General features: G+C 37.7%; 22 protein-coding genes. 7 read left to right on the top strand and 15 right to left on the bottom strand.

Features of this window, described 5'->3' with window-relative positions; translation table 11 throughout:
- Positions 1 to 83: 83 nt before the first annotated feature.
- Positions 84 to 2012 carry an LTA synthase family protein gene (locus tag BW964_RS14655; RefSeq protein WP_076508288.1) on the bottom strand — a complete coding sequence of 643 codons (1929 nt, stop codon included), beginning with the start codon at positions 2010 to 2012 and terminating at the stop codon, positions 84 to 86.
- An 89-nt stretch (positions 2013 to 2101) separates the two neighbouring features.
- Between BW964_RS14655 and BW964_RS14660 the strand changes: the two genes are divergently transcribed.
- The 5 genes from BW964_RS14660 (at position 2102) to BW964_RS14680 (ending at position 5290) form a co-directional block, all read left to right on the top strand.
- On the top strand, positions 2102 to 2815 hold the full coding sequence (locus BW964_RS14660) for a CDP-alcohol phosphatidyltransferase family protein (RefSeq protein ID WP_076508290.1): 714 nt from the start codon (positions 2102 to 2104) through the stop codon (positions 2813 to 2815).
- A 100-nt stretch (positions 2816 to 2915) separates the two neighbouring features.
- Positions 2916 to 3680 carry a 3'-5' exonuclease gene (locus BW964_RS14665; RefSeq protein WP_076508291.1) on the top strand — a complete coding sequence of 255 codons (765 nt, stop codon included), beginning with the start codon at positions 2916 to 2918 and terminating at the stop codon, positions 3678 to 3680.
- Between the two features lie 3 nt (positions 3681 to 3683).
- A complete protein-coding gene (locus tag BW964_RS14670) occupies positions 3684 to 4085 on the top strand; it encodes a putative signal transducing protein (RefSeq protein ID WP_076508293.1) in 402 nt (133 codons plus the stop codon).
- Between the two features lie 101 nt (positions 4086 to 4186).
- Positions 4187 to 4792, top strand: coding sequence for a fumarylacetoacetate hydrolase family protein (locus tag BW964_RS14675; RefSeq protein ID WP_076508294.1), 606 nt, complete (start codon positions 4187 to 4189; stop codon positions 4790 to 4792).
- A gap of 60 nt (positions 4793 to 4852) precedes the next feature.
- On the top strand, positions 4853 to 5290 hold the full coding sequence (locus tag BW964_RS14680) for a universal stress protein (RefSeq protein ID WP_076508296.1): 438 nt from the start codon (positions 4853 to 4855) through the stop codon (positions 5288 to 5290).
- A gap of 78 nt (positions 5291 to 5368) precedes the next feature.
- Here the strand turns inward: BW964_RS14680 and BW964_RS14685 are convergent, their stop codons facing one another.
- On the bottom strand, positions 5369 to 5602 hold the full coding sequence (locus BW964_RS14685; RefSeq protein WP_073335195.1) for a DUF6341 family protein: 234 nt from the start codon (positions 5600 to 5602) through the stop codon (positions 5369 to 5371).
- 42 nt (positions 5603 to 5644) lie between these two features.
- Here BW964_RS14685 and BW964_RS14690 point away from each other — a divergent pair, with 42 nt between their 5' ends.
- The gene (locus tag BW964_RS14690; RefSeq protein ID WP_076508297.1) at positions 5645 to 6550 is read left to right on the top strand and encodes a DUF6427 family protein; all 906 of its coding nucleotides are present in this window, start codon (positions 5645 to 5647) and stop codon (positions 6548 to 6550) included.
- Between the two features lie 5 nt (positions 6551 to 6555).
- Positions 6556 to 7140 (top strand): DUF3109 family protein, encoded by a 585-nt coding sequence (locus BW964_RS14695; RefSeq protein ID WP_076508299.1) that lies wholly within the window; start codon positions 6556 to 6558, stop codon positions 7138 to 7140.
- A 56-nt stretch (positions 7141 to 7196) separates the two neighbouring features.
- Here the strand turns inward: BW964_RS14695 and BW964_RS14700 are convergent, their stop codons facing one another.
- From BW964_RS14700 to BW964_RS14760, 13 genes are all read right to left on the bottom strand, one after another.
- Complete coding sequence (locus BW964_RS14700; RefSeq protein ID WP_076508300.1) at positions 7197 to 10052, bottom strand: M16 family metallopeptidase; 2856 nt, start codon at positions 10050 to 10052, stop codon at positions 7197 to 7199.
- Between the two features lie 162 nt (positions 10053 to 10214).
- Positions 10215 to 10901: a hypothetical protein gene (locus tag BW964_RS14705; RefSeq protein WP_076508302.1), complete on the bottom strand. Its 687-nt coding sequence runs from the start codon at positions 10899 to 10901 to the stop codon at positions 10215 to 10217.
- 203 nt (positions 10902 to 11104) lie between these two features.
- Positions 11105 to 12439: a trigger factor gene (locus BW964_RS14710; RefSeq protein WP_076508303.1), complete on the bottom strand. Its 1335-nt coding sequence runs from the start codon at positions 12437 to 12439 to the stop codon at positions 11105 to 11107.
- Between the two features lie 138 nt (positions 12440 to 12577).
- Entirely contained in the window at positions 12578 to 13153 is a 576-nt protein-coding gene (locus tag BW964_RS14715) for a hypothetical protein (RefSeq protein ID WP_076508305.1), read from the bottom strand.
- A gap of 50 nt (positions 13154 to 13203) precedes the next feature.
- Positions 13204 to 15588, bottom strand: a complete 2385-nt coding sequence (locus tag BW964_RS14720) for a TonB-dependent receptor (RefSeq protein ID WP_084175892.1) — start codon at positions 15586 to 15588, stop codon at positions 13204 to 13206.
- A gap of 428 nt (positions 15589 to 16016) precedes the next feature.
- Positions 16017 to 16373, bottom strand: coding sequence for a hypothetical protein (locus BW964_RS14725; RefSeq protein WP_076508306.1), 357 nt, complete (start codon positions 16371 to 16373; stop codon positions 16017 to 16019).
- A gap of 295 nt (positions 16374 to 16668) precedes the next feature.
- A complete protein-coding gene (locus BW964_RS14730; protein WP_076508961.1) occupies positions 16669 to 18594 on the bottom strand; it encodes an ABC-F family ATP-binding cassette domain-containing protein in 1926 nt (641 codons plus the stop codon).
- A gap of 184 nt (positions 18595 to 18778) precedes the next feature.
- Positions 18779 to 20119, bottom strand: a complete 1341-nt coding sequence (locus BW964_RS14735) for a T6SS phospholipase effector Tle1-like catalytic domain-containing protein (RefSeq protein ID WP_076508308.1) — start codon at positions 20117 to 20119, stop codon at positions 18779 to 18781.
- Positions 20120 to 20278: 159 nt separating this feature from the next.
- Positions 20279 to 20956, bottom strand: coding sequence for a response regulator transcription factor (locus BW964_RS14740; RefSeq protein ID WP_076508309.1), 678 nt, complete (start codon positions 20954 to 20956; stop codon positions 20279 to 20281).
- Positions 20925 to 21686 carry a sensor histidine kinase gene (locus BW964_RS14745; protein WP_228431971.1) on the bottom strand — a complete coding sequence of 254 codons (762 nt, stop codon included), beginning with the start codon at positions 21684 to 21686 and terminating at the stop codon, positions 20925 to 20927. Before BW964_RS14745 ends, BW964_RS14740 begins: the two co-directional genes overlap by 32 nt.
- Before the next feature lie 17 nt (positions 21687 to 21703).
- Complete coding sequence (locus BW964_RS14750; protein ID WP_076508313.1) at positions 21704 to 22327, bottom strand: hypothetical protein; 624 nt, start codon at positions 22325 to 22327, stop codon at positions 21704 to 21706.
- A gap of 19 nt (positions 22328 to 22346) precedes the next feature.
- Positions 22347 to 23081, bottom strand: a complete 735-nt coding sequence (locus tag BW964_RS14755; RefSeq protein WP_076508314.1) for a hypothetical protein — start codon at positions 23079 to 23081, stop codon at positions 22347 to 22349.
- Between the two features lie 203 nt (positions 23082 to 23284).
- Positions 23285 to 23905 (bottom strand): DUF5715 family protein, encoded by a 621-nt coding sequence (locus BW964_RS14760; protein ID WP_076508316.1) that lies wholly within the window; start codon positions 23903 to 23905, stop codon positions 23285 to 23287.
- Positions 23906 to 23958: the final 53 nt, after the last annotated feature.

Below are 23958 nucleotides of genomic sequence, written 5' to 3' on the forward strand. Positions count from 1 at the left end.
AATCATAAAGTTTCGGGATGTGGGGTTTGAACCAGCAAATATAAAGTCAGCAACAAAACCCAAAAGCCCTACTACTCTCCAACTTATTTAAGTTTTCTGTTGATCACTCGATCCATATAATCCTGAAACCAAGCTTTAGCAGTCTGCATTTCTTTTTCTATTTCAGGAGTTTTCAGTTTACCTATCATATTATGTTCAAAACCAAGGTCATTTTTTTCATAGATTCCCGTAATTTCTTTCCCGTCGAAACGGTACATATGGTTTCCTATGATAAATTGCTCTGAACTTCCATCTGAATTAACGATAATAGATGGATATTTTTTATCACTTACCACACTTCTACCCCAGCTTCTTATCGGCTTGTTGTACCCGATAAGGTCTGCCAATGTAGGATAGATGTCGATCTGCTGGGCAGTTTCAGGATTTACTCCTTTCAGATTGTATTCTGGATTTGGAGAATAAAGGATCAGCGGAACAGCAAAACGGTTCATCGCTTTTTCATATTCACCATAAGCCACCTGGTTGGTGTGGTCTCCTGTGAAAACAAAGATGGTATTATTGAACCATGGCTGTTTTTTAGCGGTTTCAAAATATTTTTTAATGGCATAATCCGTGTACTGTATCGGCTCATGCATTTCTATGGTTCCTTTTTTGAATTTACCCTTGTATTTTTCAGGAATTTTAAACGGATGGTGTGATGATGCCGTAAATACCGTTGCCATAAAAGGCTGCTTCTTTCCTACATTCTTTGCAAAATATTGAAGGAACGGTTCATCCCATATAGCCCACATTCCGTCAAAATCTTCATCATGATTGTATTCATTTTTTCCGAAATAATGTTTAAAGCCTAATATATTTCCAAATCCAAGAAAGCCCATCGAGCCGTTTGGCGCACCATGATAAAAGGAGGTGTCATAGCCGAGATCGTTACAAACTGAAACAATAGACTGAATTTTCTGATTGGAATATGGTGAGCTGGTAAACGCGTCGGTAAGACTCGGAATGCCTGCCAATACACTGCTCATCCCATGAATGGACTGTCTTCCATTGGCAAAAGTATTAGGAAAAATCAAACTCTGGCCGGCAAGGCTGTCTATAAAAGGTGTATAGGAAACATAGCCTTTTATATTTTTATCCTGATTAAAAGCGCCTGAGTATTCTCTTCCGAAGGATTCAACAATAAAAATAACAATATTGGGACGGTTCTCTACTTTCCTGTCATATATTTTATAAGGCTGAACATGATCAGTAATATATTTTTCATCTACAAAATGAACTTCCTTAAAGTTATTGGTTCCCAATGTTCTGAAAAACGAAAATGTACTGTTTAAAACCACGTTTCCCTGTAGTGGATTGACTACAAAACGATTGGCATCTACTAAATTAATAGGTCTTGTGCTGTGCTTGAAGTCGCCCCGTATTCCGCCAATAACCAAAACAATAGTGCCGCAGAGAACAATGACAGACCAGATAAAGTAGGGAATAAGCTTTAAAGGTTTCTGTTCTGTAAGCTTCACTCTCTTATACAGAAAGACCCAAAGTGCCATTAAAACCACAAACCAGATCAGAACAAAGGGATGCTGCCCTAAAGAAACCGTGAAGACTTTAAAAACATTGGATTCATGTTTTGCAACGTCCAAAGCTGTAGATGTGAGTCTTGCCTGCGAAAATTTATAGTAGATAAAGTCTCCGAAATTCATGGCATAGGCAATTCCATTGGTGACAAAATACAGCCAGAAAAGAACCTTCTGATACCCTTTCTTTGTATTGATCACAATCGGAACCAGACTTAACAGAATAAATAAGGCGTTGACATATAAAATCGCCGTTGTATCAAAGGCTGTTCCATGAAACGCCAGGTTGAAATAATCTGAAACGGAATCTACTTTGATGAGTTCTTTATTGAAATACCAGAACAAAAGCCGGGCAATCTGATAAAAAACGTATGCTAAGAAAATCCGGTATAAAAGGACCAGAACTTCTTGTTTTCTAAATTCTTTAAAAAATTTCATTCGGCAAATTTACATCAAAAACCGATTAATGTATTTTTTCCTTCATAATATTTCAGGATAAAATTTGGAAAAACTGTACTTTTGTTGACATGAATTTCATAAAAAATAATCTTGCCAATTTATTGACCCTTGCCAATTTATTTGCAGGCTGTGTAGGTGCGATCCATCTTATTTTAGGAGATTACCAGACGACAGCCATCTGTATCATTCTTTCTTCCATTTTCGATTTTTTTGATGGGTTTGTAGCCCGTGCGGTAAAATCAAACTCCAATCTGGGACTTCAGCTGGATTCTCTGGCGGATATGGTCAGTTTCGGCGTGATTCCCGGTCTTACGATGTATATGGCTCTGGAGCCGTTTGGAAATGAAATCTTAGGACTCCATCTTCCTTTCGACATCCGTTATATTGGCCTTCTGGTAACGGTCTTTTCCTGCCTTAGACTGGCTATCTTTAATCTTGATGAGGAGCAGCGTTATTATTTTAAAGGACTGAATACACCTACCAATACGGTACTGCTTTTTGGATTGTATTATGCGTTCAAAGAAACAGGGAGTTTTGGATTTTTATTTGAAAATTCATTATTTTTAATTGTATTGACGGTTGTTACTTCATGGCTTTTGATCAGCCCGATCAAAATGATGGCAATGAAATTCAAATCAAAAAAACTTCAGGACAATTATCCAAAGGTTATTTTATTAGGCGGCGGAATTGCCATTCTGATGATATTTCAGATCGTAGGTATTCCGATGCTGGTTATTTATTATATATTCGTATCGCTGGTTTTTCAAAGGCAGCTGAAATAGATATTAGATGTCGGATATTAGACATCAGATTTTAGAAGTACCAGATTATTCATTATAGAATCAGTACATTTTCAAATTAACTCATTTTCAAATTATAGACATGAATTTAAAACTCCATAAACCTCTTTGTATTTTTGACCTTGAAACAACAGGAACCAATATTGGAAAAGATAAGATTGTAGAGATCTGTATTTTAAAAGTAAACCCTGACGCGTCGAGAGAAAGCAAAACCTGGCGTGTCAATCCTGAAATGCCGATCCCTAATGAAACCAGTGAAATTCACGGAATTTATGATGAGGACGTAAAAGATGCTCCTACCTTCAGAGATATCGCTCCAAAAGTGATGGAAATGCTTGCAGGAAGTGATCTGGGAGGATTTAATTCCAACAGGTTTGATGTTCCGCTTCTGGCAGAGGAACTTCTGAGAGTAGAAATAGATTTTGATCTTAGTAAATTCAGATTGGTAGATGCACAGACCATTTTCCATAAGAAGGAGCCTAGAAATCTTGGAGCAGCCTATCAGTTCTACTGTGGTAAAGTTCTCGAAAATGCTCACTCTGCAGAAGCGGATGTGATGGCTACTTTTGAGGTACTGGATGCGCAGGTTGGAAAATATGACGATATTCCGAATGAAATTGCGCCTTTAAGTGAATTCACTTTCCATAATAAGAATGCTGACCTGGCAGGATTTATCGGATATAATGATAAAACCGAGGCTGTTTTCAATTTTGGAAAATATAAAGGGCAGGTGGTGAAAGCGGTTTTTCAAAAGGATCTGGGCTATTACGGATGGCTTCAGAATGCTGATTTCCCATTGTATACGAAGAAAGTCTTCACAAAAATTCAATTGTCAAGTAAATTTTAAAACATGTCAAATCTCGTTCGTTTCAAATTCTACGAAACCGCTCTTGAAGCTAACAGGGACAAACAGATCCTTGCCGAAAATGGAGTCAATGGCTTTATAGCCAATGAACAGCTGATTCAGTCTGACTGGCTGTTGTCACAAGCTGTAGGCGGCATTCAGTTGCAGGTTTTTGAGGATGATCTGGAAAAGGCAAAACAAATACTGCAGGATTATAATGATAATGAAGCGTATTCCCTGGAAGTGGAACATACCATAAAAGATCCGGCATTTGACTTTGTATGTCCCAAATGCGGGTCAAACCATATTTACAGGGATGACCGGGCAACGAGTTTCTTTGGGATCTCGATTTTGTCAAGTCAGAAGTTTGTATGTTATTACTGTGGTAATGAATTTACACACCCATAGAATTAAAGTTTAAAAATATTAATAAATTCCTTCGCCGTCACTGAAAAGCTTGTGCATTACCCCTTGTTTTCCATGACGGCCCCCTAAAATAAATAAGAGCTATGAAAATCATTTGTATAGGAAGAAACTACAGCGAACATGCGAAAGAATTAGGAAATGAGATTCCTGAAAAACCGGTTATTTTCATGAAGCCCGACACTGCGGTTTTAAAGGGAAATGATTTTTATATTCCTGAATTTTCGAATGACGTTCACTATGAACTGGAAGTGGTTGTAAAGATTTCAAAGGGAGGAAAATACATCCGGAAAGAGGTGGCTCACAAGCATTATGAGGAGATCAGTTTAGGAATAGATTTTACCGCGAGAGATCTTCAGAGCGAGCTTAAGGCGAAAGGCCTTCCTTGGGAACTGGCTAAAGGTTTTGACGGCTCGGCAGTGGTGGGAAACTTCTTTAAAAAGGAAGACTATGACCTTGGTGGCCTGGAGTTTTCATTGCTTAAAAATAAAGAAGAGGTTCAGGATGGCAATACCAAAGATATGATTTTCAGTTTCGATGATATTATTGCTTTTGCCTCTCAGTATTTTACCTTGAGAGTGGGTGACCTTATTTTTACAGGTACTCCAAAAGGGGTAGGAAAAGTGGAGGAAAATGATGTGCTGGAAGCTTATCTGAAAGATGATAAAATCCTTGATATTCGAATATTATAAGTATTTAACATAAAATTTTGGCATTTTTTTCTTATCTTTAAAATAACAAAATTAAAGGTCATGATAAATATTGTACTACCCGTAGATTTTGGGGACAAAACGGAACAGCTTGTAGAAGGAGCTGTAAAATTCGCAAAACAGTTAAACGGCAAAATTTTTTTGATTCACGTAGCGCCATCAGATATTGGTTTTGCTATCGGTGATATGGGATATCAATATTTTCCTGAAGTAGAAGCCAATGAGATCAGAGCGGAACTGGTAGAGCTGAATAAGATTGAGCAAAGAATTATTGCCCATGATGTGGATTGCGAGCATCTTTTAAAACAAGGGATTGCCAAGGATATTATCCTGGAATATTCGAAAGCTAAAAATGCCGACTATATCGTCATGGGATCCCATGGAAGAAGTGGAATTTATGATGTTTTTGTAGGAAGTTTAACGAAAGGGCTTACAAAAGATTCCCACATTCCGGTACTGGTACTCCCTATCCACGACTAAAAAAATACATTTTTAATTGTTAATAAAAAAACCGATCAGACCTGAGTCTAATCGGTTTTTTACTATATAACCAATTAATTAACCTTCTTTTTTATAGATCTTTGGATCGTAGTAAGGGTTCTTACCCTCAGTTGGAGAATAATAGTCTTTATCTTTATCACCACCCAATGTTACTACCAGTACATAGCACCAGTACGTAAACAATACGCAGCAAACGGCAAATAGAATCCAGTTTAAAACATTTCCAAACGAATCAAAAAAACCGAAGGTCCATTTGAAAACTTTACTTAAGAATAACCAGAAAGACGTCATTATTTTCCTTTTTTAAATTAACTTTGTACAAATTTATAAAAAATGTTTAAATTACTTTCAAAAGAAAGCAATATTTTTTCAATCCCTGTTTATATTGGTTTTCTTCTTTTAGTAGTTATAATATTTAACATACTGAATTTCAACACTTATGAAGCTGTTATTGCCGGGATAACTTTCCTGGGAATTGCACTGGGATATTTTTGTTTTCACAGCATTGCGCTCAATTATCAGACGCATCTGCCTTTATTTCTGTATACCTTTTTTATTTTCGGGCTTTATCCCGGAAATCTGGACATTGGAATTGCGGTTTCTCTGCTGACCAATTCCTTTCTTGTTTTACTGCTCACGAGTGCAGATGAAGACATCAGAAAGAAGTCTTATGTATTGGTAGGAGCCATCGTTGCTTTGAATTTTATTTTCCTGCCCACGACCTGGCCAATGGCGCTTTTCGTGATCATTCACGTGATCGCCACTTCTCAAAAAATAAGTTTAAATCTCTTCAGGTTTCTTTTAGGAACGATATTAATTGCATTCAGCTATTTCTCGATCATGTTCTTTTTCCATTTTACAACGTGGAATATAGATTACTTCCCATTTGGAAAGATGAAACCCATGACGGATTATATTGATCTGTTTCCTTTAATTCCTATTGTTCTGATGCTGATTTATGCGGTATACGACCATTTTAAAAACTACAATAAGAAAAGCCCGATAAGCCGGTACAAATATACATTTCTGCTCGTTTTTTCAGTGGCCCAGCTGGTGACTATTATTCTGTACATGAATAAAAACTATGAATATTTACTGCTTCTGGCATTTCCATCAAGTATTATCCTGAGCAGGATGATGAGATTTTTGCCTAAATACTGGATGCAGGAGGTAAGCTTATGGCTTATCATTATGAGTTTGGTTGCTTTTAAGGCAGGTACTTATTTTAATTTATTTTAAAGATTATGATTCAGATAGACGATAAATTGATTTCAGAGGATATATTTTCCGAAGAATTTGTTTGCAACCTTTCGAAATGTAAAGGTGCATGCTGTGTGGAAGGAGATGTAGGTGCTCCGTTGGATAAGGACGAACTTGAGATTTTAGACAGTATTTTTGATAAAATAAAGCCTTATCTTACACAGGAAGGCATCAAAGCCCTTGAAGAACAGGGAACATGGACCACAGACCCGCAGGACGGAATGTACGTAACGCCCATGGTGGAAGACCGCGAATGTGCCTATGTAACTTTCGATGAAAAAGGAATTACAAAGTGTGGTATTGAAAAGGCTTATGAGGATGGTGCTGTAGACTGGCAAAAGCCGATCTCGTGCCACCTTTATCCGATCCGTATTACAGAATATTCTACTTTCACAGCGCTTAACTACCACGAATGGAAGGTGTGCAGCGATGCCTGTGCGCTGGGGAAAGAATTGCAGGTTCCTGTCTATAAATTTCTGAAAACTCCACTGACCAGAAAATATGGTGAGGAGTTCTACGGCGTTTTAAGTGAAGCCGCTGAGGAATGGAAAAAAGCCTATGGCTCTTAAATAAATAAAAACCGCAGACTGATCTGCGGTTTTTTTCTCAAGTATTCTGAAAAATATTATTTAACAACGGACGCGCCAGCCACTGCAGGTTTTGCATCAGATTTTTTATTATTTTCCCATCCGTCTTCCGGCATCAGCGTTGCGGTGATTTTACCTTTCGCAAGGTATTTTTTAGCCACATCCTGAAGGTCTTTCACGGTAAGCACTTTTACTTTTTCCTGATAGTTCAGTATGTCATATTTATCGCTGCCATCCAACTGATTTTTAGCAAGAGCATTCATCCAGAACATATTGTCCTTTAGTTCTGTTTTGTTGTCATTGTACTCTCCTTCTTTGTATTTGTCAAGATCCTTTTGCTCGGGACCTTTATCGATCAGTTTCTGAAGCTCAGCCACTGCACTTTTTGTCAGTTTTTCTGCATTTTCAGGTCCACATGGGAAACTGATGCTGAAATTGTATGTACTGTAAGGAATCTTGTTCATACTTCCTCTGGCTCCACCCCCGTAGATTCCGCTTTCATCTTCTCTAAGTTTTTCTATCACTTTGATGGTAGCGACTTCTCCAAGAGCTGAAAGAGCTAAAGCTTCTTTTTCATTATAAGGGGTTTCTCCGCTGTAAGAGATGGTGACCATGCTCTTGGGATCTTTTCCTTTTTTATAGACTTTTGAATAATCTCCGGTCATCTGTCTGTATCCGGTATCTTTAAATGTTGTTGTTTTTCCGGAGGTAGGAAGTCCTCCGATATACTGAAGTACCTGTTCTTTTAGTTTGGCTTCGTCAATATTTCCTACAAAATAGAACTGGAAGTTTCCGGCATTGGCAAATTTCTCCTTATAGATATCGTATGCTTTTTTGTAATCTGTATTTGCCCAGTCTTTTTCCATTGGAAACAACCCAATGAATCTCGGGTTCTTCTGATTCATGAATTTCGCATGCTCATTTGAAAAATATGCCTGAGGATTAGACAAAAGGTTATCCAGCATAGCAGACTGCTTTTCTTTGTAGGCATTGAATGCTGCAGGGTTGTAGTTCAAACCGGTAAAATAAGCATACGTAAGCTCCATAGCTGTCCCCAAATCTTTCTGGGAAGTTCTTCCGGAAATACCTTCAAAGTAAGGTCCAATCATAGGATTTACACTTACCTGCTTCCCTGCCAGATAATTGGTAAGATCTGCTTTTGAGAATCCTCCCACTCCTGCTTCAGATAATGCTCCAAAAGCAAACTGAGTTTTAATAAAGTCTGCATCGGAGATCAGGGAGTTTCCTCCTAAACTTCTTGCAGAAAATACAATTTCGTCATCTTTGAAATCTGTCTTTTTAAAAGTCACTTTAGCACCGTTACTTAATGTCCAGGTTGTTGTTCCCAGTTGCGCATCAGTTTCAGTCTTGGCAATCTTCCCTTCTGATTTGAAAGGTTTTACTAAATTTTTGATGGCTGCTTTTTCTTCGTAAGGCTTAAGGTCTGCCATTTTTACAGCTTCAAATGTATTGAGAACCATGGCTTCTGTAGGCATGGTAACGTTGTCTTTCTTTGGCCCGGTCATCACAATCACCCTGCTGTCATCTTTCACCAATTTCTTGATCACCTCGTTGGTCTGCGCCAGAGTAACTTTAGGAAGGAATGCTTTAGTATCTTCATATTCCCATGCAATTCCCGGCATTGGTTCCTGCTCCAGAAAGTTCCTTACATATTCGTCCACCAGCATATCACTTTCCGTCTTATCACGGTTGTTGTAAGATCTTTCAAGGTTGGACAGTGTCTGTGCTTTCGCTCTGTCCAGCTCAGACTGGGTAAATCCAAATCTTTTCGCTCTTTCTACTTCTTCCAAAAGGACTTTCAGAGCATTCAGCTGGTTTCCTTCTTTTACTACTGCAAATCCCTGGAAAGCTTCCTTGCTTCTAGCATACGTCCCTCCATGGTATACAGATCCGAAGGTAAAAGGTGGATTGTTTGAGTTAATCAGTTCTTTTAATCTGTTATTCAGCATTGCGGTAGAAAGACCTTCTATAATGCTCTGGTTGTAATGTTCAACAGTAACATCCGGCTTGTAAGCTTCCGCGTCTTTCATAATAAACTGAACCATAGAATTTGTAGCATCAGGATCAGTCTCGATCGCCACTAATGTTTCTTTGTGGTTGGGAAGATCAAATACTTTTCTTTCTCTTGGCTTAGAAGGGTTCTTATACTTGCTGAAGTTGTCTTTGATTTTCTTTTCAACTTCGTCTACATTGATATCTCCTACTACAACAATCGCCATCAGGTCCGGTCTGTACCAGTCCTGGTGAAATTTTCTGATGACATCCGGCTTGAAGTTTTCCAAGACCTCTTTTTTACCGATCGGAAGTCTGTCTGCGTACTGAGATTTATACAATAGTTTAGGAAGGTATTTATCTGCCATTCTTTTATCAGCACCAAGGCCAAGTCTCAGTTCTTCCAAAACAACGCCTCTTTCTTTATTGATCTGCTCATCGGAAAGTGTGGCATTAAAAGCCCAGTCTTCCATTACTTTCAGACCTGCATCCAGGTTTCCTGCTTTATCCAGCGGAACGGGAAGCATGTATACGGTTTCGTCAAAACTTGTGTAAGCATTCAGGTGCTGTCCGAATTTCACGCCGATCGACTGTAGAAAATCTACCAGTTTGTTATCCGGAAAATTCTTGGTTCCATTGAAGTTCATGTGCTCCATAAAGTGAGCTAAACCTCTCTGATTTTCATCTTCAAGAATAGATCCGGCATTGATGGCCAGACGAAAATCTACTTTCTTTTCAGGTAATGTGTTTTTTTTGATGTAGTACTTCATCCCGTTGGGAAGGGTACCGATTCTCACAGAAGCATCCATGGGGATATTCTGGCTGAAAACATTTGAAGACATCAGGAAGATGACCGCAAATGATGATAAAACTTTCTTCATGTAATTTGAATTTATTTTCGTGCTAAAAATATCAATTATTCACCAGCTGAAGAAATGTTAAAATTCATATCATAGTTAAATTTGAGTTAAAATTAAAAAGGCAACAAAAAGCCGGAAAATATCCGGCTTTTGTATCGTATTGGTATTGCAAAATGACAATTTTTATTTAAAATCAGCATCTGAAACGCCGGTGTTTAAAACAACTTTTGTGGTTTTTATGGTCACTTTCTGGCCTTTTCCATCGATCTCAACTTCAGAAGGAAACTTCAGACCTTCAACAGTCATATAATTTTTGACCACAACATTTCCTTCTCCTACAGTAGATTTGTATAGAAGCCCTGTAGCGGCATCAAAGTAAAATTTTCCTTTTTCTGAAGCTAATACATTATAATCTTTGCCATCCACTTTCTCTACGGTAACCGATTGAAAACCTGAAGGATCAAAAGCTAATGCTTCGACAGTCTTGCCTTTTTTCAGTTCAGCGATATTATCAGCAGGGAAGTCAGTTTTCTGACCACCTCTTTCTATGTATCCCTTTTCACCGTCAAAAAACTGGGTTACTTTCTGTCCCATGGCGGTTTGTTCAGATTTGAATTTATTGCCCTGTTTCATGGTACTCATGGTAATATCCATTCCCTGAACACTAAGGGAATTGTCTACAATCGTAGATTTTACGGCTTCTAACTTAGCTTTTCCTCCTAAAGCTTTGAAGTAATTATCAATAACTTCTTTGGGAGTAAGTTTAGATTTCACGACTTCCGTCTTTGCGGGAGCTGCGCTAGTCTTCTGAGCGGCTGCCGGAACTGAAAACAATACGGCACAGAAAAACGGAATGATGATCTTTTTCATATCTATAATAAATTTAAGGATGTAAATATATGAATAATGACTACAATGCCTGAAATAAAGTAGCGTTATAGGCTCATACCGGAGCATTCCGGTCCTGATACCTTAAGATTTTTTAAGAAAACAAAGATGAATATGACAGGCAGCAGGCAAAAATAAAAACCTCCGATTGCTCGGAGGTTTTCAAATATTTATATCGAAATAAATTATTTCTTAAGTTCTTCTAAAAACTCGTCGTGAGAGATTTTAGTTTCTTTTTTTCCTCCTTTTTCAAGGATTACATCTTTCAGTTTAGCCATCGCTACTTCAGAAGAAATTTGTCTTACCTGCTCCTGATCTTTCAACATTTCAACAGCGTATTTCTGAACTTCTTCATCCCCTAAGTGGTGGATTCCGTAGATTGCTAACTGGTTTTTCACTAACTGCTCAGCTTGTGCCAATACATCAGCATAGTCTAACTTGATTTCGTTATCAGTCATTAATTTACCTTCAATGATCTGGTATCTTAACTGACTTTTCTCTGCTTCAAGAATTTCTTTAGCCTGCTCTTCAGACTGGATGTTCTGGTTAGAGAATAACAACCATTTTACTAAGAAAGTTTCAGGAAGTTTCACTTCTTCTTTTTCAGTAACCTGCTCCAATACTTTATTCACATAGTGAACGTCAGCATTCTGCTGGAAGTACTCATCTAATTCAGATTTTACTTTTTCTTTAAGCTCTTCTTCAGATGTTATAGTTCCTTCTCCGTATACTTTGTCGAATAACTCCTGATTAAGCTCAGCTAAGTTCAATGCATAGAAGTCTTTTACTTTAACTTCTACTTCAGCATGGTGTAAGTGCTCAACTTCTTCTTTAGTGAATCCTAATTCTTTAGCCAGTTCCTCATCACCTGCAAGCGTTTCTTTAGATACTTTTACAGAACCGTCCATTTTCAAAGCTTTTACCAATTTGAAAGCTTCTTTGTTTTCAGCCGTAATGGTAACGTTCTTTGGCTGGTGGTGGTGCTCTCCTTCAGCATCTTCTTCTACAACCTGAGAAATTTCTAAAGCTACATAAGAATCTTTACCGATTTTATCCTGAGGAACCTGCTCCGCAAAACGCTTCTGCATGTTCTCAATGCTCTTTGTGATTTCCTTGTCAGAAGCCTCTACTTTATAATGAGGAGCTTCATATTTAGCTAAATCTATAGTGAATTCAGGCTCATATCCTACCTCGAAACCAACTTCAATTTGATCAGCGTTGTAGTCCAATTGGTTTACTGGCTGAGGAACAGGTTGTCCAACTAATCTTAACTTGTTGTCGTTAACATAATTGTTCAATGCGTCAGAAACCTGTTTGTTGATTTCTTCGAATGCAATACCTGCTTCATATTGTTTTTTAACCATACTCAAAGGCACTTTCCCTTTTCTGAAACCAGGAACTTGCGCATTTTTAGCATAATTAATCAACTGCTTGTCTACTTTTTCTTTGTAGTCAGATTTTTCCAATGTCACTGTAAGTAATGCACTTACGTCATCATGGTTTTGTGCGGTAACCTTCATTATTGATTAAAATTTTAGGTTGCAAAAATATGAAAATTTTATGAGAATAACCTACTTCTAATCAATTCTTAGTCCTCAAATGTTGATAAATAAAAAACCGCTGAAAATATCAGCGGTTTTTATCTATGTGAAGTATTTCTAATTACTTAGATTATAAGTCGCTTCTGCGTCTGTTTCTCCTCCTACTACACTTCCCCAAGCTGTTCCAACCTTGGTGTCATTTACACTCTGAGGCTCATGAATGAGGGTTAATTTCAGAAATGGAGAAGTTCCGTCCACCGCTTTTACAACATCCCATTTTGTTTTCAACCCAACTCTTTTTCCATCTTTATTTCTTAAATCGTTTCCATCCAATCTGGTAACGTTAATATTCGATTTCGGAAAGTCGAAAATAAGGAAATGCTCATCTTTAGCTTCTATGATTTCGTTGGTAGCGTCCTCATTTCCGTTTCTGAATTTTGCTTCCACGGTGTAAGACTTCCCGTCTTTGAGAGGAATTGTAGGAATACCTCCTGCTCCGATGCTGTAATTATATTCAATCGCCGTAGATCCCGGAGTGTCTTCTTTCACCAACAAGATAATATTGGTAAGCTCTTCCTGAGGAAGATCGTCTTCTGCTACAGAACCGTCTCTCTGACAAGAAATAACAGTAATCGTAATGAATAAAACAGCTAGTAATTTGATGATATTTTTAGTATTGAATAGTTTGTTCATTTTTAGAATTTTAAGTTTTGTGAAATTTTAATGTAATATTTTCTGAATCCTTAGAATTTGTATCTAAAGTTTAAAATAAAGTTTCTTCCTGCCTCATCTGCAAAGAACCTCAAACGGTTCAGGTAATCTCTGTAAGAAGTATTAAAAAGATTGTTGACGATAAGCCCTGCAGAAAGATTTTTGCTGATATTGATTCCTGTTTGCACATTCCAAAGTGAGTAGCTGTTGGGTGGTGTACTTAGATCAATGGTTTTATCCACCAATTCGCCATCCACATATACTTCCAGGGGAACATTTCGGACAGGGAATCTGGTTTGTTTCAGAGAGGTTTGATTTTCAACGGTAAAATAGAAGTTATTCCATTTTTCCTTTTTAAACTGCAATGCGTTGGAGAAATTCGGGGGCATCATCAGAATCAAAGGTTCATTGTTGGTATCATCCTGTCCGTGAACGTAACTTCCTTTTCCCACATAGGTAAGGTCATCCGTAAGTTTCCAGTTGATATCAAGGTCTACCCCGTACATCCTGGCATCGATCTGCTGATAGGCCCACTCGGGAAACACCCCTCTGATTGTCCCTTTAATTCCCACAGGGACCTGATTGATAAAGTTTTTGGTGATAAATAAGTAGGGGTTTACAGAAATATTCAGTCCTTTCAAAACATTGAATTTTGAGTCTACTGTTAAATTAAACTGATGTCCCTGCTCATTTTTCAATGCCATATCTCCCGTTTCGATCACACCTGCAGAATGATGCAAACCGTCCGAAAACAGCTCTGCCACATTTGGCGATCTGCCTACTTTTGCATAGTTAAATTTCAGATCAAAATTTGACCCCGGGCGGTATTCCAAACCTGCATTAAAGGAAACATTATTGTAATTAAGCTGTGGACGCGTCAGAATTCTGTTCTGGTTTTTCTTCACATAAAATTGAGGATAGGTGTCGGCATATAATTTTTCCCAGTCACTTTGATCGTACCATTTGGTCACATCATAACGGGTGAAATCATATCTCGCGCCAGCCTCAAAATTAAATTTGGGAGAAATCTTGTATTTAAAAACAGAATAAGCTCCGGCAGAATATTTATCATAGTTAGGAATCAAACGTCTCGCTTTTGTCGCAGGGTCCGAATAATTGTTTTGAAAACCTGCATCAATTCCTGTTTCCAGAGACCATTTGCCTCTTTCCAACAAATCATTAAGGTTAAACTGATGCGTCATCAGCTCAAGATCCAAAGAAGGAACATCATTCAGTTCACCTCTCCGGATGTCATATTCCTGTCTGTGATTGTACTGATAACTGTAGGTTGCTGAAAGTTTTCCAATATTTTCAAATCTTTTAAACGCTGAAACTTTTGCAATATGGTGCTCCACCACCTGTCTCGGATTATCAATATCATAACTGAATTTCCCTGAGTAAATCGGTGGATTTGCAGTCATTGCTCTGTCATAATCCCCGGAAGTGGAAACGTGTGAATCTCTCAAAATTCCTATATTCTGGTTCGTCAGGTAATAGTCAAAAGAAATTCCTTTTTCGTAACTGTTGTTCTGAACCGTAAAATTAAAAGACGAAAAATCCATTCCCGTATTTTTCAGATTATAATCGGGAGCGCTCTGATCTCCTAATTTTTTGACACTGCCACGGGATTTTACAGCCCATCCGTTTTTCCAGACTTTAGCAACATCTACATCCAATCCGAGGCCTCTGCCATTTGAGATCCCCGTAAGTCCTACTGAACCTTTGATGGTATCTTTTTTAGGGAAAATTTCAGGTTCCAGCACCACCACTCCTCCGATAGCATCACTTCCGTATTTCAATGCAGAAGCTCCTTTGATCACATCGATGTGCTGAAAATTATTAATATCAACATTGGGAGCATGTTCTACTCCCCATTCCTGTTCTGCAAGCTTTACCCCATTATTTAAAATAGAAATTCTGCTTCCATACAGGCCGTGAATAACAGGTTTTGAAATATTATTCCCTGTTTTTAAAGTGGTAACCCCAGAAATTTTAGATAATAAATTCCCCAGATTATCGGTAGAATTTCTCTCAATTTCAGATTTATCTAATGTTTTAATAATCAGAGAACCATTAGATTTATGACTTCCATGAATGGTCACCGTTTCTATATCATGGCTGTGGTGCTCTAGCTTAATGACCAATTGTACATCCTGACCAACTTCTATATTTTCAGTATAATCATCGCAATCAGGATGTCTGGCAATGAGCGTATATTTTCCCGCAGGAATTTTATTCAGCACAAACTTACCTTTAGTATCGGTTTTAGCTGTAAATCCACCGATATTCACCACAGCATTTTGCAGCATGGTTTTATCGTGAAAATCCTGAACAGTTCCTTCTACCGAATACGATTTTTGTGCACTTATTGATGTCAGTCCAAAAAAGACCAACATCAGACTATATATCCATTTCATTGTCTATAGATTGATTGCGTACCTTTTACAGATACATTTTTTTCGTAAAAATTTGTTGAATGGGTTGTTTGTTAGATTACAGATAAGAGATAAGAGATAAGAGATAAGAGACATGAGACTAGAGACTTGTACACCAATGAATCAATATCAATCCATTCTTAAATGTACAAACCATGCTGGTGCATGAACTTATGTACTCTCAAACTTTGATATCCCGGAACTTTCATCCCAAATCATCAATAAGGACAACATTTGTAATAAAGACTTTCAGAAAATTCTTCCAGCCTCAATACTCATTATTGAACATAAATCCTTTATCCATAATATATCCCGAATCCCGGAAACCGTATCTAACAGCTATTAAACAATAGCTTTAAACCCAAAGTACTGAACTTTAAAATCAATTAAAGCCCATAAAAATCTATGATTTATGAAATTGCGGGAGGCCCCCGAAGCTGAAAAGTGAATTTGGTCTGAGACCATATTTTTTCCTGAATGGCAATCACCTGTTTTACCTCGTGCGTAAAATGTTCGAAAGTAAAATTGTATTCGTCCGGAACCAATGTATGTCCTGTAGCTAAGAAATGACAAGCAAGACAATCGCCGGGCTTTTCTTTAGCCGAAGTTTTGGTCATTGCATTTTCTGTCTTCTTAAGATTGAAACTCTTAAAGTAGTCGACAGCGTCATGGTGATGAAAACTTTGAGAAAACAGCGCAATGAAGTAGATCCCAAACAAAAGTTTGGAAATAAAATTCTTCAGATTTCTGCTTTCCTTAAAAATCATCTTGTAAAATTATAAAAATAATTTAAGTTTTAAATTAAGTTTTCGTAAAACACGGCATTAAAACTGTTCAATACGTCGGTAAAACTAATTTTTTGTTACAAAAAAAAGTCCGGCGATGTGATCATTCTTTTAAAATTTTCTTTTATCCTTAAAATCCTTCGACCTTTGCTCAGGATAACCTTCCTACTCCTGATTGTCATTTACAGTGCCGTGCACTCAAAGTAAAAAACATATTATTTTAGCATGGTCATCTTGGGCAAAGGCGAAGGATCTATATTGTATTATTTTTAATAAATTAAACCAACTGAGAACCTAAATGCTCCCATTCCTGTAAAGCCACTTCAAGTTCTTCTTTAGTTTTGTTATATTTTTCTAAAGTTTCTTCTGAAGGGTTTTCCTGGGTGAAGGTATCTTCCATTTTTTCAATTTCCGTTTCAAGCTCGGAAATTTTTTCTTCTACCTTCTTTAATTTATTCTGAATATTTTTTTGTTCTTTGCTTACAATTGTTGATTTTTCTTCCACCTTCACTTCTTTCGGAGCTGGTTTTACCTCAACTTTTATATCTTCACTGTGAAGTTTTGCTTTTTCAGCAGAAATTTCTCTGAGTGTTTCTTTTTGTCTGTATTCAAGATATTCTCCAACACTTCCCAGGAATTCTTTCATTCTTCCGTCACGGAATTCATAAATTTTATCACAAAGCCCGTCCAGGAATTCTCTATCGTGAGAAATCACGATCAATGTTCCCTGAAAGTTCTGTAAAGCCAGCTTGATAATTTCCTTAGACTGAATATCAAGGTGGTTGGTAGGCTCATCCATAATCAATGTGTTGAATGGACGAAGCAATAATTTACAAAGGGCCAGACGGTTTCTTTCTCCTCCGGAAAGCACTTTTGTTTTTTTGGAAACAGCTTCCCCCTGGAATAAGAAAGATCCTAATAAATCTCTTACCCTAGGTCTGGTTTCTTCTGTTGCTGCATCTTCAGCTTCTTCTAAAACAGTTTTATTCGGGGTCAGTACTTCTTCCTGATTTTGGGCAAAGTATCCGATGTTGACATTGTGTCCTAAATTCCAGGTTCCTGAATAATCTTTAATTTCCCCGGCAAGAATTTTCGCCAAAGTGGTTTTTCCCTGTCCGTTCTGTCCCAAAAGGGCAATTCTGTCTCCTCTCTGAACAATAAAGTCTACATCATCAAAAATTTGTTTTTTCCCGTATGCTTTTCCTAAATGCTCAGCTTCAAAAATTACTTTTCCGGGAACCATAGATTGTACGAAACGGATGTTGAATTTGGAAACGTCTTCATTATCCACTTCAATACGCTCGATTTTATCTAATTTTTTAATAAGCGACTGTGCGAAGGAAGCTTTGGTAGCACTTGCACGGAACTTATTGATGTTATCCTCCATCTGCTTAATCTCTGCATCCTGGTTCTTTTTGGCCCCGATGAGTTTCTCACGGCGTTCTTCACGCATGATCAGGTATTTGGAATAGTTGGCTTTATAATCGTCAACTTTTTTATTATTGATATCAAAAGTTCTGTTGCAGACAGCGGTCATAAACTGCTTATCGTGACTTACCAGAACGATAGCTCCGGGATAGTCTTTCAAGAAGTTTTCCAGCCAGATAATGGATTCCATATCCAGGTGGTTGGTAGGCTCATCGAGAAGCATGATATCATTTTTCTGAAGCAGCAGTTTAGCCAGTTCAATTCTCATTCTCCATCCTCCGGAAAATTCGTCTGTAATTTTTTGGAAATCATCCGCTTTAAATCCTAAACCGAACAATACTTTTTCCATATCGCCTTCAAGATTGTAAGCATCATGATTCATGAGAAGATCGTTCAGCTCTGTCATTTTATTGATCAGATCTGTGTACGCGTCACTTTCATAATCTGTTCTTACAGCCATCTGATGGTTTACCTCCTCCAGTTCGTTTTTCCAGGCATTGATTTGTTCAAAGGCCTGCATCGTTTCAGCCCAGACGGTTCTTCCTTTTACGAAATCCAGATCCTGCTTCAGGAAACCAATGGTAGCACCTCCCTCGCGAACTACAGCTCCTTCGTAGAAATTAATTTCCCCTGAAAGCATTTTCAATAAAGTGGATTTCCCCGCTCCATTTTTTCCTACGAGACCAACTTTATCATCCTTTTTAATGGTGAAATTGGTATTTTGAAACAGATAGTTTCCCGAATGATGTAATCCTAAACCTTGAACCGAAAGCATTTTATTAAAAATTAGTGATGAATAATGAATTTTCGGGTGCAAAAGTACGGAAAAAGAAATGAATAGGCCAGAAATAAAAAAGACTCCCTGATAGCACGGCTTTTGGAACAACAAAAAGGGATGCCCTGCCAGACATCCCTTCATAACCTAAATTTAAAACTGAAAAGTACTAACGTTATTTATTCTAATTCTGTTCTGCCGCGAAGGATCTTATCTCGATCGTACGGCTCCAGATATCATTATTGGGAACATTGGTTCCATACAGAAAGTCTGCGACGAAACTGTCTTCCGGAAGATGCAGGTCAGTAAGCAGTTTGGTATGGATTCCACGGTCTACAGAGGTACTGCTGGGTACGTTCAGGCCGTTATTGATCAGTTCTGCCTCCATCTCATCTGCTGATCTTTGTAACAGATCGGCACTATAGATTCCAAAATTGGCTGAAATATGCGTATAATCTGCGAAACCTGAATAATCATATTGTGGTTTCATAGCCATTGAAAAACTTTCCACATAGGCTGCAAGTTGGGTATAGAACTCTGAAAGGAAAGAATCATCTGTCATCTCAAGACCTGAATGGACAAGGTCTGTACTGAAGATTCCGGCCATAACATTATTGGTTTCCTGCAGCATTACTTTTCCGTATACCATAGGAAGGGTATTCAAAATCACATCTCTGGAAACATAAGCCTGGGAAAGCACCACTCCTTTCTCAATCTGAAATCCGGAAAGCAGGGCGTCCCATATTTTATTGCCTTCGGCATCTGTTTTTGCATTTCTGACATCCGAAACATAATCCTGAAGGTCGTTGGTATTAATAAAATCTGTAGAAATATATACGGAATGCGGAGCCTGAAGATAACCTCCTCCTACATCAGCATGAGCGCCGGGAACAAAAACTTCTTTCCAGACAGATCCTGAAGTTTCGGTTTTCGTATCCTGCATATTTTTTGAATTTTCAAAAAAGCCGGTCAGTGGAAAAAAGAAACGGCATTCGTTGACTGCACAGATATGAAGTGCATTTTCCACTTCCTGCGGGAGATTCATATCATAGGTATTGAATGGTTTGGATTCAACCGTATCAAAAACTCCCAGAAATTTTATCATAATATTTACCGATGGATACTTTGTGACAAGCTGATTACAGAATTCTCTTGCGAGCATACTTCCCCTGCTGAATCCATAGACATAGAAATGATATTCTGTATTTCTGTCACCTACAATATCCTGAACAAAACGATCTGCCCTGGATAGTTTGTCATCGGAAGAATATCCCTGTCCGTCAGGAGGATTGGCACATGTAGCCATTGCAAAGTTGCTATCCTCACCACCTGTGACGGTTCCGATCCCTTCCACATATATTTTATTGATTCCTTTGAATAAATTGAATAATTTATAAATATTAGTAGGTGCTCCTTTGTAGCTTTCATTATTTTGTGAAGGTCTATCCGATGAAGCAGCATTGATCCCGTTATTTCCTGTTCCGTCAAAAAAGATTCCAACAGATAGTATTGTATCGTTTTCCATCGCTGTGTTTTGCTTTAATTATTAAAAATTTCCTCTACCTCTTTTCATTGTTAGATTTTGTATTAAATCCTGTAAAACTTATTTTTCAAATTAACGGAAGAAGGAAAAGCAATACTAGCGTGAAAAATACCAAATAAAAAATTCCGTATTTCTACGGAATCAAATTTTATCCAGAGAATATATATTGTTGACAACAGCGTAGATAACAATACCTACCGTATTCTTCGCCCCAATCTTTTCAAGGATCCGCTGGCGGTGACTTTCTACTGTGCGAGGGCTGATGAATAACTTTTCCCCGATCTCGTTATTGGTGTATTCCTGGCAGATCAGTTTAACCACATCTTTCTCGCGTTCAGACAGTTCGTCTTCCATTTCAAAAAGAGATTTCTTCTTTGCAGAACTGTTCATATAGGTAAAAAGCATCTGATGGTCTTCCGCGGTAAAGAAAACTCCGTTTTTATAAACCATGGTAATCGCATCGATAAATGTTTTACGGTCTGAGTTTTTGGGAAGAAAAGCAGACACGCCCAACTTGACCATATAGCCGAGAATTGACGTTTTGTAATGAGAAGAAAGGATAATGATCTTCAGTTCCGGATATTTTTCTTTAAGAACTTCCACCAGCTCAAAGCCGTTCATGGGCTGCATCTGCACGTCTACCAGCGCTATATTTGGAAAATCATCTTCTGAAAGGTTTCCCAGTTTCTCAATAAAATCCGGGCCGTTGTTGGAAGTGAGGCATACGGATATGTTTTTCTCATTTGAAAGCAGCATTTTTACCCCTTCCAGGATCAGCTGTTCATCATCAATTAAGGCTATTTTGATTTGGGAGTTCATGGTTTTTTGGAATTATAATGATTAGACGGCTTCCTTTATTTACAGTGCTTTTCCATTTATGGACGGCATTCATGGATTTTATTCTGGATTCGATGTTTTTGATCCCCATTCCTTTTTTCACCAGGTCATAGTCAAATCCCTGTCCGTTATCTGAAATGATTACGGCCATATTCAGGGGGTAATCTTTGATGTAAATCCAAAGGTCTGTTGCTGTGGAATGTTTGATCACATTGGTGGTAAATTCCTGAATAATTCTGTACAGCTGTACTTCCACAAAGATATCCTTTTTCTCATATCCGGGCATGACCTGCATAGAAATATTGATCTTGTGCGAAAGGTTGGCAATCAGCTCTTCCACATAGAGAACAAATCCCACAGATTCGAGGTTGACAGGATATAATGAATGAGAAATACTTCTGGCCGCATCGATAAGTGAGGACATCTGACCATAAATATTTTTTTTAATTACCTCATCGCCTTTCGTATCAAGGTTATTCATCCACAATGAAAGGATATTGAGCCTGTTTCCTATATCATCATGAATCATGACGGCAATTCTTTTTCTCTCTTCTTCCTGAGCTTTGATATTTTCAAGTACGAGTTTTTTCTGATGGAGCACTTCGGCTTCATGCTGAACGTTCTTCTCCTTAATGATCCTGCTGATAAAGGCCCTGTAGGCTAGAAGAATAAAGGATACTATAATTGCTATGGTAACAATTATAAGGATCAACAGGCTGATATTTAAGGTTACTTCTTTAATTTGATGAAGGTATATAAAAATGAACAGTATAAAATGCTTGACAGAATATTATTTGCACTTAAAATAATATAATAGTCATTTTCTGACAGGTTAGCGATCTGGTGCTGAATAATAAAGATAAAGACCGAAACGGAATAGTAAAAAAAAATACACGCATCTACCAGAAGAAAGCGGTTTTGGGTGGATGCCCCCTTTATTTCACGAAGCAAAGCAAAGCCTGAAAGACAGATGATGATGATATTTGAAATCACCTTGACAATATCACTGTTGAACGGATAATCGAATCTATATTTTGACGCCATAAATGCTGCTGCCAGCAATGCTGTGATGCCTAATAAATATTTCGGAAGTTCCAGTTTCCTGATAAACAAAGCGGTAACGAGGAAAAATTCTCCGGCTATATAGAGCGGATACAGAAATGATGTGTCATTCAGATTGAAAATATAAGGTAAAACGAGATTCACTAATTCGATAAAAAAAAGAAAAGCAATACAGTGAAAATATTGCTTCTCTTTATTATTTAATATACGGTATTTTGCTGCTCCCAAAAGTATGATGGACAGAAGCAGACCATAGTTTAGGAATAAAATTGCTTTAAAAAAATCGGTCATTCCTGTCTATCCTATGTATTTAAGATCCAAGTTCAGGGATACGGCAGATAGGAGGACAAGGTTTTGCCCAATCATAGGTATTCGAAAGTGTCTTTGCACTGGTTCCTTGCAATAGCTCATGGAAAGAGATAAAAATCAGCGTTACCAGCATTCTCTCATAAATATCATTGTATCTGAGTGCGAAAGAACATTTGATGCCTGCAACCTTCGGTTCAGGATGACAAAGATCTTCCATAGGAATATAGAATTTTCTAAAAATTCTCGCTCCTCCGAATTCTGTACATTCACGGAAGAACCACTCCATTCCTTCATTTCTCCAACGTCCGATAGCTTCTACGGCTATATCCTGATCCAGGATTGGCTGGTCGGAAACCGGAAAAAACGTATTGGTATTATCATCTATTTTAGTAAGATTGCTGGAAAGAACTGCGTTTTTGACAACGGTAAATTCCTTTGATTGCTGCAGAATGATATCATGCTTAAGAGGCGCTAAAACAGTATACTCATATTCAACAATGCTTCTGTCAACGTATCCTTTCTCATCCAACGGAACAAAAATAAGGACTACTTCGCCGTTGAAGACTCCTACTTCTGCGCAGACGTCTACATATTTATTTTTTTCTTTGATTTTTTCGATCTTATCCGCAGAAAGTTCGAAAATGTAATTGGTGGGAATCAGATTTGAGATTAAGTGGTAATCTGAAAGGCATTTGCTCCATTCGGCGACTGCCATTTTATAATCGTTCTCGTTCATAAGTTCATGGTTTATTTAGTCGTATAAAATTATATAAACTAAACCTCCTGCACAAATAATCATATCATAAATTTATTATTCGTAAAATAAATTTAATTTTGGCAAACAAAAAATAGCTATCCGGTAAAAAAAAAATTGTGATTGATTGAGAGTAATCTTCTATCAACAGGAGCATTAAATGGCGACCATTGAAAAGTAAAGCATCAATAATTCCTGACCGTAATGTGATAACAACTCTGCTGTCTTTCTTTGATATAATAAATTTTACCCGACTCAGCATAGAATTTTAATACTTTCTCCAGTGCTGCTTCCATTTTGGGATTGTATTTCAGTACATCATTGAAGCGGATATAAGAAATATCGAATGAGTTTCCGTAATTGTGGGAGCTTATCCCGAGCGATGCATTGGAGTTCACTCTTCTCAGTCTGCACTGGTCTTCAAGTGTTCTGGTGATTGAAGATACGGTAAAAGTATGTCCCTTTGTTTCTTTACTGAATCTGGCTCCCATTTTTTCCAGGGTACTTTTTGCTTTGGAAACCATATACGCCCGGCTGTAATCTAATTTCTGAACACGATATCCTTTTCCGATCTTTTTTATTTTATGAAATTTTCCGTTGTTGATATATTTCTGAACGGTTTTAGAATTCATAAGCAATTTGACTCCAAAACTTTTTGAGGCATCCAGATGTGATTTGTATAAAGGAGTGGGCTCTACTTTCAGTACCGATGTAAGATCATAACAGGGAAGCATTTTTTTTGCTGCCTGCGAATAATAAAAGCTATACATAAAGGGCACCAAGGCCACACAAAAAAACTTTCTCATTAACCACGCTTTTCAATTACTAAACGAAAGATAAACATTTATGTCATATCATT

This window comes from Chryseobacterium shigense, from assembly GCF_900156575.1.
Lineage (GTDB): Bacteria > Bacteroidota > Bacteroidia > Flavobacteriales > Weeksellaceae > Chryseobacterium > Chryseobacterium shigense.